Source organism: Paenibacillus sp. FSL H3-0310, from assembly GCF_038002785.1.
GTDB classification, from domain to species: domain Bacteria; phylum Bacillota; class Bacilli; order Paenibacillales; family Paenibacillaceae; genus Paenibacillus_AQ; species Paenibacillus_AQ odorifer.
Window position 1 is genome coordinate 2,631,578 of the sequence record NZ_JBBODC010000001.1, and the last position, 13,564, is coordinate 2,645,141.

A 13,564-nucleotide genomic window follows, 5' to 3' on the forward strand; every position below is an offset into this window, starting at 1 on the left:
AGCCACTCAATAGAGACTCATAATCTACTTAGATATACATCTAATCTGTAATTGGGCTATATTCTTGTCCATTCCGGTAATCGGTACAAGTTCTTGTCCTTGGCTTGGGACAAGAACTTGTACCGATAAAACAAAAAAGCCGCTATAATAGCGACTTCAATGGGATCATGTTCTTGTCCCTCGACAGGATTGTCTCACAATCTAGAAGTTTATATTATTTGATCTATTTATCACTTCCTCTTCCGAGTTCCGAGCAATAACCACATCATTAATTAGAGCCTTGCGATCTTTGCTGCGTTCTATAGATATCCCCAAAAGTTCCGACAACAATTGTAAGTCTCTTTTGAAGAGTACTATTATTTTTTAACTAATCAGCGGAAAACGAATCATAACTGTCGTACCACACCCTACCCCGCTGCTAATGTGGACAGTACCTTGATGTTGATTGACGATCCAACGTGCGATCGATAGCCCTAAACCTGCTCAGTGATCCCCTCTACTTCTAGAGGAATCTCCCTTATAAAAGCGATTAAATACGAGTGGTAATTCATGTTCCGAAATACCCACTCCGTTATCCTTGACGGTTACAAGAACTGATTTCCCCTGCCTAAGACACTCAAGATCGATTTCCCCATCCGCCTGCGTATATTTAATGGCATTGTCCAACAAAATCATGAACAACTGTATGAGACGATTCTCATCTCCATTCATGAGCAATTCCGAGCCTTCGACATGAAGCTGTACCCGCAACTGCTTGTAATCCATTATTTGCTCCATTTTTTTGGCGATCTCTTTAATGATCTCGTCAATTCGCACAGGTTTGCATGAGATAACTTCCTCATGTGAATCGCCTCTTGCCAGAAGAAGTAGGCCGTCTACCATGTTGCTCATTCTTTTGGTTTCTTTCAGAATGGCTGAAATTGGAGCACTTTCTTCCTCGATCGTATGATCGGGATGGCGTAACAATATTTGTGTTTGCCCTCGGACGACCGAGGGCGGACTTCTCAACTCGTGAGAGGCATCTGCAACGAATTGCTGCTGCTTATCCCAAGCCTTCTGAATTGGTATGAGCGCCCGTCTAGCCAAAGAGTAACCTGCGATGATAGATAATAACGCGCCGACACCGATTCCAATACTAATACACCATAATAACCGGTTCAAATAATACACCTCGGCGGAAATTTCCGTAAATATCTGAATTGTTTTCAAAGGAATGTTCGACAGTTTCTCGACTATTGGCAATTTCCCCTGATAGGGTCTGCTCACGAATCGATAGGTTTTCTTACCCACGAGTATCGACTCGGGCCGTATGTGGTTTTGTTTTTCCCGAAGCATCGAACTCAATTCGATATATGGTACTTTATAATATACGCTTTGAATCAATGCATCGTTGGAATCCCAATAAAATGACATCATAAACGTTCCAGTTCCTTCGAATCAATGTTAAGTACTTGCTCCCCGTTACTTAGAGAAATTTGTTGCATGTGGTCATTATTAAACACCAGATGACGGTCAATATCGGAATAGATCCGATAATGTGCCAACCCATATAACGCTCTCCCCAGTGTGACGAGCAAGCAAAATACGACCGTGCTGTTCCATATCGTCATTCGTACTAACGTGCGTTTAATCATACCGGGGTTTGCTCTTCTTTTATTTGGCGGATTTGATGTATTGATTCACTTGCTGCTCCAATATTGGAAATGGCATATTCCCGTTTCGAAGAAGAACGGAATGAAATGCCTTGATATCGAAGCGATCCCCGAGTTCGCTTTCCGCCTTCTCCCGAAGGGATTGGAATTGCTCCGATCCGATCGCATAGTTTTCGTTAAGTTCAGGATAGGCAATGACACTGTCGATCAAAGCATCGTTCCCCGTTCCGGTAACACTAACCAGATACTCATTAGCTTGTTCTCTTGTCCACTTCAGCCCATGGATACCCGTATCTATCACGGTACCCATGGAATTGCCCAGCAAACGGTTTAGTACCATATTCCGATCAAGCAACCCCTTCTCCGCGCATAAGCTTTCCATATAGACCGCCCATTCCTCTACGTATCCAGCCGTCATCGTTATTTTGCGGATTAATGGAATGGATGGTTGATCATATTGAATCGAGAATTGAAAGTGATGTCCTGGAATACCCTCATGCAAGGCAAGCAATTTAACTATTTCTTCGGAGGTCGGATTTTCGAGTGGAATGACAAATCTCCCGCTCCTATCACCATCTATAGATAAGGGGATATACATTCCACCTGCCGATGCGAAAAGAGCCGAATACGCCCGCACATCCACGGGATGGTCCGGGATAAGCTCCTCTTCAAACCAATCGGACAAGTAGGGCGTGGCATCCGACAAACTGCTGTTTAAGACAGCTTCTTTCGAAGATAATGGACATAGAGCTCGACGATGCCAATTCCCGCTTCTGAATCCAGTCCCCAAATTCGGTTATAGATTTGCTCTTTCGTCACGATCTGCTCTTTATTCATGAGCAGGTACTCAAGCAGCTCATATTCCTTTTCTGTTAAAGTCAGCTCTTCTCCTGTGACCGTTATTGTTCGATTTCGAACTTGAATAGCAATCGGGCCGTAGCTAATCTGCTCTTCTTGATTAACCTTGCCATAACGGCGCAACAGCACTTTAACTCTGACAATCAGCTCTGGAATTTCGAATGGCTTCACCACATAATCGTCCGCTCCGATCGTTAACCCCTTTACCCGGTCGTTCAATCCGTCTTTTGCCGTCAGACAAAGAATCGGGGTAGCCACTCTTTGCTTCCTCAGCTCTTGGATGAACGTAATTCCATCAACCTTAGGCAGCATAATATCCAAAATAATTTAATCGAACTCGCCGTACAATGCGTGATGCAAGCCCTCTTCTCCGTTATGACACTCCGTAACCTTATGCCCTTCATCCTGCATAACTCTTGCAATTGTGTGCGATATTCCAATATCGTCCTCTACGATCAACAGCTTCATAAGTCCCTCCATGAATGAACAAATATGGGGTTAGACATCTCAGTTCCTCCTAAATAGTGCCATATTGCTTGCCCGTCAGCTTATGAACAATGGCATCTTTTAACTTTCTGCAGTAGATGAAATCATATTGGGAATGTAACAAAGTTCGTGTCAACCGTTAAAAAAGAACCCTTAAAGTACTTTGGGTTCTTTTTATTAAACTATTTATTTGAAGTATTTACTTTTATACTTGTCAAGAAGCACCGACATCTTATCCAATTGCTTAGCACCTTCTATAACCTTCTTGTTACCCGTTTCGAATTTGGAATAATTAATTTTGGTCGTCTTCAGGCTGTCCCGCATTATAATGAACCCTTCCAGCTGGAGTTTTGCCCCTGCCAGATAGTAGTTATGTATTTCTTTTAACTCAGCATTATTGGGCTTGAGGTTTTTTACCCGGATACAAACTTAGTATAGTTGGGCACTACAGTATTGTTTAAAGACAGGAAGAATGTTTTTCTTGTTGAATTGTTTGGGCCTCTATTTTGATGTAATGCAGTTATAGCTTTCTCTTCATTGTTTACTAGCGGCTTCAACTGTTCAGTGTAATCTACCATCTCCTGCATCATGATTTCTTCGTGTGTAAGTTCCTTTACAACTACCGGCTTTGTTGGTTCAGAAATGACTGTATAATCATCCACTACTTGAACAGTGAATACATAAGGTTCAAACTTATCTCCAATATTGACAGTCAAGGTAGCAGTCCCTTTATTAATTGCATGAAGTTCAGATACCCAATTCGTTTTGCGTACTACCATGACAATGTTGTGCGAATTTCTTTAATAGTGATTTACTTATTTGAGGCGTTTTTTTTCTTCATGGGGTAAGGAGCGCCTGGGCGCCCCGCGTTACCAAATAGACTTCATATCCCATATTTCCATGGACTTCACCAATGACTTACCATCTCCCCAGAGCTCAAGCCCTAATGCATCCTTACGGCTGGGATAAACCCGGGTCGTCAAGCTTTTCAAACCGTTGGCATAGGCTTCGACCATGGAGCGATCCAAATAGATATGCAGCTTCAGATTCTCACCTAACAATTCCAGCTTCCCTCCTTGAACCCCACTACACTTTTCACCTAGATGCAGTGTCGTTTTCGTACGGTCGACAAGGAACTTAGCTTCATTAAAATCATAATACAGCAACGTTTCCTCTTCTCCATCCGGTGTACACCGGACCTTGATTCCGAGTTGTGTGGCACTGCCTCGATCCAGTTCCAATTGAATCTCAAGCATGTCGCCTTGAACATCCCTCAACTGTACATTTACCTCAGCCAATGACGTGTCCTGGAGCGATAATCGTTTCCCACCGCGCAGCGACTCTAGCTCCTGAACCGGCTCGACTCCGAGCCGCCCATCCTCCCGCAAATAGACGTTTAGCGGCAAGCCGCCGTTATGAGCCCAGCCTGACTGGTATTCCAATTTAGAAGTACGATCACCCTGTGCAATCGTAAAGACGATATTTCGACCAGTCTTCGGATCAACCATGCCGCTCGGACCGGTAAAATGGAAATCACCGACATCTATCAATTGCGGTTCTTCTAGATCCGGGATAAATGAAAGATTGTCTTGATCCAGCTGCCCGATCCAATAGAATACCTCAACATCGGCACCCTTTCCTACAGGACTAACCAGCAGAAGATGCTTGTTTTCCCCCTTGTTGTCAGTGCCTAAGGGAAGAAGTACAGGCAACTCCCAAATGGGTCCAAGATAAGGGAACTTCTGAATATCCGCCTGATGGAAAGGCCCTTTGTATGTCCAATTCAGCATATCCTGCGAGGTAAATGCCAGCGCTGCCCCGCCTTCGCCTTCAATCCCTGACCCGACCAGGGCATACCAGCCGTTCTCATCCTTCCACACAAACGGGTCCCGAAAATCTCCGAATGCACCCATTCCCTTCTGCTGCACGATGAGCGGCACCGGGTGTTTAATCCACGTAATGAGATCCGGGTCTCCATCCTGCGGATAAGTGCTACGGGCAAGCGCGACGCTCTGATTCGGTGAAGCACTATCATTGCCTGCCGTAAAGAACAGCACTGGCAGTCCCTCTGCATCATAGGTTGCACTTCCAGACCATATCCCGTCCGGTGCGAGCTGATCCTTCTCAGGTGCCAGCGCTACAGGAAGATCACGCCAATGCACCAGATCTTCACTCACCCAATGTCCCCAATGGATATGATGAAAGTACGGTCCTTGCGGATTGTGCTGATAGAACAAATGATACTGCCCTTCAAAATAAATTGGCGCATGAGGCTCGTTCATCCAATGTGCCGGCGGGCTGACATGATACTGCGGTCTGTGCCGATCCGTAAGCAGAGGTGTACGATCCAGCTTGATGTCGTCATATCTCAATTGCGGCCGGACGCCTCCATGTGCGGAATCCAACACTTCCTGATAAAAAGCTGCTACGTCCTCATTACTTAGGGCACGGTTATAAATCTTCAACTCATCCATGATCCCGCTGAACATATGAAGGCTGAACACTTCGGCAAGCCTGCTGCTGTGATTATTCCTGCCGATGAACAGATCCGTGTCCAAAGCCTCAGCCAGGCGGGAACCGCGGGGCACCGCTGCCGATATGATTTCGGTGCCGTTCAGGAACAGCTTGATTTCACCCTCTTCTCCATCGAATACAGCGTTCACATAAGACCACTCATTCTTAGGAAGTTCATAGCCGTCCGGCGACCAGATTTCCTTCCATTCTCCTCCCTCAAGCCCGATTTGGAAGGACCAGGAGCCGTGACGGAACATGCCAAGCAGATATCCCTGCTTAGCCTTGTTATTGTTGCGGTTCACTATAGCAGCCAGTTTGCCTTCATGTCCCCACTCATAGGTGCGCGGGGCAACCCAAACCCCAATGCTGAGAGCCGATAGAAATTCCGGCTCTCCGTTACACTCTTCTCCGTGGACAGAATGAGCAATATATGTTGAGTAACCATCGAAGAGGAGACCACTTCCTGTTACCCCCTGTCTCCACAGCGGAGTACAAGGGTCGGTAAACTCTGCGTTGTTGAATACATAATGAATCTCATCTACCGTCTTAGTGACGCTCTCCATAGCGCTCGCTCCGGTCCCTTCATCAAAAGCCCAATGCATCATTAGTCCCCGGTTACCGACTTGGCTACTCATGCCTCATTCCTCCCTGAAGACTGCCCTGTGCTAACACTCGGAATCTGTATGGACTTTAGCGTATGGATTTGAAGCGAGTTCAGGACAACCTGTCCTGATTGTGTACTTATCTGAATATTCTCAATCGGAGCATCCGGGAAAATCTGATCGGTTAACACAACCAGACCATTAGCCGCATAAACTTCAACTGCATTGCGATCCAGCCAGATGTGCAGCTTAAGCTTACCGTTCGTAGCGGCCAGGCTGGCACCGTGACGGCTTGCGAACGCCGGGTGGAAATCAGTCAGACCACTTTCTGAACGGTCGGTAAACAGCCATTCCTTAGCAGGGTCATATCCGATAATAATTTCGCTCTGCTGTCCGCCAGATTGCAGATGGATACATATCTCGTCCCCGGATTTGATATCAATCTCTCCTTTAATTTCTAACAGATCACTATTCGTCTGCTGTATAAAAGGAGTCTTCGGCGTAACTGTGACATCGTTCCAGCTCATAGATTCATTACGCAGCTGCTCTATTTCCCGGACAGGCATTTGGCTCAGCACGACACTTCCGTTCTTACTAGTCAGGGACAAGGCGCGGGGCAAAGTCATTGCACCTCTCCAGGAGCCGGTAGGCGTCTCGTTGGCATATTTCCAGTTGCTCATCCATCCGATGATTACGCGGCGTCCATCCTGCTCCGGAATATCGGACCAGGTAACTCCCGCATAATTATCTCTTCCATAGTCTAGCCACAGTATATGATCCGCAGGATTGTCATTGATGAACGTCTTTCCATCGAACTCTCCAATAAAATATTGCGTACGCGATCCCTCTGGACAATTGGGATTATCTCCGATGCTGATGATCAGCACCCATTTTGAACGCCCGGTGTCATCCACCGGCAGTTGAAACAGATCAGGGCATTCCCAGACGCCATCATGTGACCCTTCATTTATACCAAATTCACCGGTCAGCGACCATTCACGCAAATTCTCGGATGCGTAGAACAGGGCATGATCTCTAGCGACAATCACCATAATCCACCGTTCACTTTGCGGATGCCAGAACACCTTAGGGTCCCGGAAGTCTATCAGTTCTTCCTCGATCAGCACCGGATTTCCGTCATACTTATGCCAGGTCTTGCCCTTATCGCTGCTGTAAGCCAGGCTCTGCCGCTGGCGCGGCTGCCCCGTGTCCGAATGGTTATCGGCATGCGTAAAGATCGCGACCAGTCCATCTGAATCTTCGAATAAGCCGCTGCTGTTATTCCAATCCACTACACAGCATCCCGAAAAGATCGCTCCGTGCTCATCCGGGAATAGAGCAATAGGCGCGTGCTCCCATTGAATCAGGTCTTCACTGACAGCATGGCCCCAGTGCATTGGTCCCCATTTATTACCGTAAGGATGATGTTGATAGAATAGATGATAGCTTCCCTCATAATAGACTAATCCGTTGGGATCGTTTGCCCAGTTTGAGGGAGGTGTGAAATGAAACCCCGGTCTGAACCGCTCATCATTGAATTGTTTGCTGGACTCTATCATATCGTTAATCTCATCTGTCGTTGGCATGGACCCAAGAGCCCCCTTTCGTGTGGTTACCAGCGCTCCGGCGGCATTGGCAAAGGTCAGCATGTTGGTGATTTGCAGCTTGGTCAAATCCTGTAAAGAGCTTCCGCTTTCCAGAATCTTAAATAACATACTGCCCAGAAAAGCATCACCGGCTCCTGTTGTGTCAATGGTCTTGACCTTAAAGCCCGGTACATATCCCTCTTGACCAGCCAAACGGTAATAGCAGCCTTTTTCCGCTAGAGTGACGATAATGAGCATGATATCGAAGTTCTGCTGGAGCTCTTGTGAACCCTGTTCAACATCACTAGTTCCGGTTATAAAAGAAAGCTCTTCTTCTGAGATTTTCAGAATATCAGCATAATTCAGGCCCCAAAAAATATTCTGTCTGGCTTCTTCCTTGCTCTCCCATAAAGAAAACCGGATGTTAGGATCGAACGACAGTAGAACTCCTGCTTCCTTCGCCTTAAGAACTGCCGTCCTGGTAGCCGTGCGAGCAGGTTCATGGGTCATCGACAACGAACCAAAATGCAGCGCCTGACATGCTTCAATCCGCGCCAGCGGAACATCCTGCGAGTGTAAGAAGGTATCCGCCCCCGGTTTCCGGAAGAAGCTGAAGGACCGGTCCCCCTGATCGTCCAGATGGACAAAGGCCAGCGTTGTACTCGCTTCATTGGTAACCGAAACTCCTGTTACATCTACCCCGCTGTTACGCAGAGCATTTTGCAGCAATGAACCGAATTGGTCTTCCCCAACTTTGCTGATCAGTGCTGATCTGGCCCCCAGGCGGGATAGCGCTGCGGCTACGTTAGCCGGAGCTCCCCCCGGATTGCATTCAAACTGATCATTCCCCCCAGTCGTCCTGCCTGCCGGTGTAAAGTCTATCAATACTTCCCCTATAGCGATGACATCAAGCATAGTTTCTCCCCACCTAACTTCTATTTATTTTTTCAGATTTTCATTATAGCGATCCAGCCCTTTTTGATAGATCTCCATCAGTTCATTCAGGCCCATCTTTTCCAGTGTTTTAATGTAGTTGTCCCACGCCTCATCTGCGCCGCCATCCACAATGAATTTTCCTCTTTGGGTATTTACATATTTAATCAGTTCCGGCTCAATCTTATTGATGGTGTCCAGTTCCTTCGGCTCAAAGAAGATGTTCGGATAGTTTTCTTTTTCCATATACGGATTGTAGTATTTCTCCAGGTCCTCAGCGCGCTGCTGAGCCCGGGGTTCCATATCTACCACTTTTCCGAAGTCATCGAAAGTAATGATACCGGGTGCACCTGATCCCGGAGCAACCTTCTGTCGGAATTCACCTGCTGAGGCTCCTTCAGGAAGCGGTAAATTCACCAGTTTTCCGTTTTCGTCCTTCTTGTACACGACATCCAGTGGTCCCCAGTGGATTTGAGCAGCCATGTAAGGTTCATACTGCTGGTCAATCCAACGCATGGTGATTTCTGGATTGCTGTTCTCTTTGGTAATGACAAAAGACCCGCGCCCCGGACCGCCGCCATTAGCGCGTCCAATCGTCTGCTCGCTATCCGCGCCTTTAAGCGGAGACAATAGCACATAATCCTTGGCACGTTCGGTTCCGACAACTTCTTCGGCTTCCCACCAGACATAAGATCCCAGCGTCTCATCTGTCGTTTTACCTTTGGCCAGATACTGTGCTGCATCCTGAGTGAAGGATTCCGGATCAATCAGGCCCTGCTTATACCATTTTTCATGGAAATAATTCAAAGCATCCTTATATTCAGGCTGAGTTGCGGTGAAAATGACTTTTCCATCGCGGACGACACGGTGTTCCAGATTATCCGGAAGACCAAAGGCCCCGAATAGTCCGGCAATATCCATGCACCACTGCATGTGCATAAAGCTTAACGGGATTTCATCCTGCTTGCCGTTGCCGTTCGGATCTTTTGTTTTGAAGGCAAGCAGCGCTTCCGTGTATTCATCCAGCGTTTTCGGTACTTTTAGGCCAAGCTTATCCAGCCAGCTTTTATTAATGACGTGAAAGAAAGGGTTGGTTCCAAGGTTGTTTTCTTCCCAGGACGGCAGACCGTAGATATGCCCATCCGGCGCTGTGATCGATGATTTGATATCAGGACGACGCTCCAGAAGCGCTTTCAGGTTAGGCGCATATTGATCAATTAAATCCTCCAGCGGAATTAGCGTTCCATCTTCACCATAATTGATAAGCTCGTAATCAGTGAATCCGGCTGCATAGAAGGCATCCGGCAAATCGCCACTTGCGAGAAGCAGGTTTTTCTTTTCTGTATAATCGGTATCCGGAATGTTCTCCCAATTAATCTTCACGTTGGTTTCTTGCTCCAGCCGCTTGAAGATTTCCATCTCTGAGAACTCTGGTGCCAGGGCCGCCTTCGGGGCTACCATTCTTAACGACACTGGTTTGTTTACAACGGGAAGACCGGTTGCATTGAAATTGTCTTTCTGATTGGAATTTTCCGCCTGATTGTTTGTCCCGTTACCGTTACCCGAACATCCGCTCAGCGCAAACGCTCCTGCTAATACCAGAATCCCCGCATTTTTAAATAAAGAACTCATTTTCGATAACCTCCCTTTTGTTCATCCCGCCAGCTAATTACTCCTGTTTTGTTTTCATATATTGCTCTGAATACGCTGTGCATCCCCCCTTTCAAGTACCGCGTCAAAGTATTATCCTTTGATGGAGCCAATCATTACGCCTTTAACAAAGTACTTCTGAAGGAAAGGATACAAAATCAACAGCGGAAGACTGGATACCATAATTACCCCGTATTTGATCAGTTCCGTCACACGCATCTTGGCTGCATAGGATTCCACATCGATCATCATGCCGGAGTTGACCTGATTCTGGACAAGGATGTTGCGTAGCACTAATTGCAGCGGATACTTGCTCTCATCATTTAGGTAAATCAATGCATCGAAGAATCCGTTCCAGAAGCCGACCACATGGTATAACACCATTACCGCCAGGATGGACTTGGACAACGGCAGAACGATGCTCCAGAAGAATCTGGTGTTGGAACATCCGTCGATTGAAGCCGCTTCCCACATTTCGTCTGGTATGGATGACTGAAAAAAGGTTCTTACAATAATGACGTTAAAGACACCGCCTGCCCCGGGAATGACCAGCGCCCACATCGTATTCAGCAGGTGCAGATCTTTAATCAGCAGATAGGTGGGAATCAGCCCGCCGCTGAAAAACATGGTAACCAGCAAAAACCACATAATCAAAGACTTCCCGGCCAGATCCTTCCGAGCTAACGGATAGGCTGCAAATACTGTCACGGCTACTCCAATTAATGTTCCCAGCGTTGCATAAAGAATGGAGTTGCCATATCCGATCCAAATGGAGGAGTCACTGAATATCCGTTCATAACCGTCCAGCGTGAAGCCTTTCGGGAATAGCCAGACCTCACCGGAGTAAATGTAATTGGGGTCACTGAATGAGGCAACCAGTACAAAATACAACGGGTACAATACTAGCAGCATAATAATGGTCAACAGAATGTAATTGATGATGTCAAACCATACATCCCCTCTGCTCTTTCGCTTCAATAATTGATTCATAATCGTCTCCTCCTTACCACAGACTGGTCTCTGTCATCTTTTTAGCGATCCGGTTAACGGTGAAGATCAAGATAATATTAATAAGGGAGTTGAATAGGCCGACTGCCGTAGAAAAGCTGTATTGGGCTTTCTGAATCCCCATCTCATATACATAGGTAGGGATAATATTGGAGGTGGCGTAGTTTAGATCACTCTGCATCAAAAAAGCCTTTTCAAAACCGATACTCATAATGTTGCCGAGTGCGAGAATCAGCAAGATAACGATCGTCGGCAGTATGCTGGGAATATCTACATACCAGACACGCTTCCATTTGCTCGCCCCATCCATAATGGCCGCTTCATGCAGCTCGGGATTGACTCCCGCAAGTGCAGCAAGATAGATAATCGTGGCGAAGCCTGTTTCCTGCCAGATTCCTGATAAGATATACAAGGGACGGAACCAACCCTCATCAGCCATGAAGAGAATAGGCTGTCCGCCAAACGAGGTAATAATATGATTCACGATTCCGCTGTTTGGAGATAAAAAAACATTAAGCATGCCAACGAGTACTACGGTAGAGATAAAGTGCGGCGCATAAATCACAGTCTGTACAAATTTCTTATAGGACTTGCCCAGCATCTGATTCAGCATAATTGCGATAATGATTGGAGCCGGGAATCCAAATAACAGCGAAAGAAAACTGAGTGAGAGCGTGTTTGTGATGATTGTCCAGAAGTTATAGGAATTAAAGAAATCTACAAAGTGCTGAAATCCTACCCATTCACTTCCCCAGATCCCCTGGCTGGGTGAGAAATCCTTAAATGCAATTTGCACCCCATACATCGGATAGTACTTAAATACGAGGTAAAGAATAATGATTGGCAGTAAAAACAGGTACAGTTCGTAGTCGCGTTTGAACCTGCTCCATGGTTTGCGTTTTGGTTTGATCATGGAATGATTCGCCCTGTTAGTTGTTGAATTCACGCGTATTCTCCCTTTCGTGTACAATTAATTACTTTTGAAACGTTTCCAATTTAAATTTAGAAAAAAACATTGGATAGATCTTTATCAAGAATCACCCGGATGTGCACATGTTTTCCAAAACTTTTTATAAGAACTGATCTATCTTAATTATTTTTGAAACGTTTCCAATTTAGTGTGAAAAACATCAGTTAGTAACGTGCTTCCACAGAATGAGCTGAAGTTTTTCGATTAAAGGGGATCATGTAGTTTCACCTTGTTTGAATTTAACGGGGATACGATAAACTTGTTTATCTAAAGGAATGCCATCAATCTTGTTATAGAGCAGTCTAATTGTCATGCGTGCCATCTCTTCCACCGGTTGCCTGATTGTTGATAGAATAGGATGAAAATAAGGATTATCCTGAATACCATCATAACCGACGACCTTCACATCTTCTGGTATACGAATGCCCTTCCTGCGTGCTTTGTCAATATAGCTGGCAGCGAGCATATCGGTAATGGCAAAGATACCATCTACATCGCCATGTTCGTTGAGGAACTCGTTAATATAGGCATTGTCATCTACTATTGGATCCGGCTTCTCGTAGATCACATAATCGATGCCTAAAGCCTCCGCTTCATGAATAAATCCTTGCCTGCGGTTCATGGTTTCGCTGAAAACGGAAGTGACACTCCCCATAAAAGCCGGTTTCCTGGCTCCTGCTTTCACCAGCTCTCTTAAAGCAAGACGTCCTCCCTCAAAATTATCTGAGGTAACACAGGTAATCTTCTTGTTAAAGTGCCTGTCGATGCTTACAATCGGAATGTCGTTGCTTACATTATTCTCGATATCGTTGTAAGTTATGCCAACAATACCAGCCACTTTGTTCTGCCGGAGCATTTCCAGATAATATAGCTCCTTTTCAGGCTTGCCTCCACTATTACATAACATAAGCTTAAAGCCTTCCCGGTCCAACTCATCCTCAATGTAATAAGCCAATTCAGAAAAGAATGGATTCCAGATACTTGGAAGTAGTAGAGCCACCATCTTAGATTTCTGCATCTTGAAATTCCTGGCCACTTCATTAGGGAAGTAATTCAGTTCTTGTATAGCTTCCTCCACTTTTTTGCGTGTCTTGGGTTTTACAGCGCCAGAGTTGTTAATGACTCTGGACACGGTTCCTACAGCAACGCCTGCTAAGTTTGCAACATCTTTAATACTTGTCATTTAACACCCCCGACCTCTCTATGGAAATTATAATATCACCAAAATGGAAACGTTTCAATATTTATTTTGGAAACGTTTCAACTTTTCTTCTGCTTGTAACAAAGATCTGTTTTTACTGCTAT

Annotated in this window: 11 protein-coding genes and 1 pseudogene; all 12 read right to left on the bottom strand. The window is 45.8% G+C overall.

All coding sequences use genetic code 11. The features are described from left to right. Positions 1-363: 363 nt before the first annotated feature. A pseudogene (locus MHH63_RS11980) lies at positions 364-1,416 on the bottom strand (sensor histidine kinase). Beyond that, positions 1,413-1,634 carry a hypothetical protein gene (locus MHH63_RS11985; protein ID WP_340393711.1) on the bottom strand — a complete coding sequence of 74 codons (222 nt, stop codon included), beginning with the start codon at positions 1,632-1,634 and terminating at the stop codon, positions 1,413-1,415. Before MHH63_RS11985 ends, MHH63_RS11980 begins: the two are co-directional and overlap by 4 nt. Before the next feature lie 19 nt (positions 1,635-1,653). Beyond that, on the bottom strand, positions 1,654-2,358 hold the full coding sequence (locus tag MHH63_RS11990) for a DUF885 family protein (protein ID WP_340393709.1): 705 nt from the start codon (positions 2,356-2,358) through the stop codon (positions 1,654-1,656). Positions 2,359-2,366: 8 nt separating this feature from the next. Further along, on the bottom strand, positions 2,367-2,831 hold the full coding sequence (locus tag MHH63_RS11995; protein ID WP_341171568.1) for a response regulator transcription factor: 465 nt from the start codon (positions 2,829-2,831) through the stop codon (positions 2,367-2,369). A 6-nt stretch (positions 2,832-2,837) separates the two neighbouring features. Beyond that, positions 2,838-2,990, bottom strand: coding sequence for a hypothetical protein (locus MHH63_RS12000; RefSeq protein WP_341171569.1), 153 nt, complete (start codon positions 2,988-2,990; stop codon positions 2,838-2,840). A gap of 419 nt (positions 2,991-3,409) precedes the next feature. Next, on the bottom strand, positions 3,410-3,775 hold the full coding sequence (locus MHH63_RS12005; RefSeq protein WP_340393703.1) for a hypothetical protein: 366 nt from the start codon (positions 3,773-3,775) through the stop codon (positions 3,410-3,412). A gap of 90 nt (positions 3,776-3,865) precedes the next feature. Continuing rightward, positions 3,866-6,145, bottom strand: a complete 2,280-nt coding sequence (locus MHH63_RS12010) for a GH32 C-terminal domain-containing protein (RefSeq protein ID WP_341171570.1) — start codon at positions 6,143-6,145, stop codon at positions 3,866-3,868. Next, positions 6,142-8,613, bottom strand: a complete 2,472-nt coding sequence (locus MHH63_RS12015; protein WP_341171571.1) for a PfkB family carbohydrate kinase — start codon at positions 8,611-8,613, stop codon at positions 6,142-6,144. Before MHH63_RS12015 ends, MHH63_RS12010 begins: the two co-directional genes overlap by 4 nt. 24 nt (positions 8,614-8,637) lie before the next feature. Further along, positions 8,638-10,263 carry an ABC transporter substrate-binding protein gene (locus tag MHH63_RS12020; protein ID WP_341171572.1) on the bottom strand — a complete coding sequence of 542 codons (1,626 nt, stop codon included), beginning with the start codon at positions 10,261-10,263 and terminating at the stop codon, positions 8,638-8,640. A 111-nt stretch (positions 10,264-10,374) separates the two neighbouring features. After that, the gene (locus MHH63_RS12025) at positions 10,375-11,271 is read right to left on the bottom strand and encodes a carbohydrate ABC transporter permease (RefSeq protein WP_076302989.1); all 897 of its coding nucleotides are present in this window, start codon (positions 11,269-11,271) and stop codon (positions 10,375-10,377) included. Between the two features lie 13 nt (positions 11,272-11,284). Then, entirely contained in the window at positions 11,285-12,202 is a 918-nt protein-coding gene (locus MHH63_RS12030; RefSeq protein ID WP_175617341.1) for an ABC transporter permease, read from the bottom strand. A gap of 271 nt (positions 12,203-12,473) precedes the next feature. After that, complete coding sequence (locus MHH63_RS12035) at positions 12,474-13,442, bottom strand: LacI family DNA-binding transcriptional regulator (RefSeq protein WP_076184863.1); 969 nt, start codon at positions 13,440-13,442, stop codon at positions 12,474-12,476. Positions 13,443-13,564 lie beyond the last annotated feature (122 nt).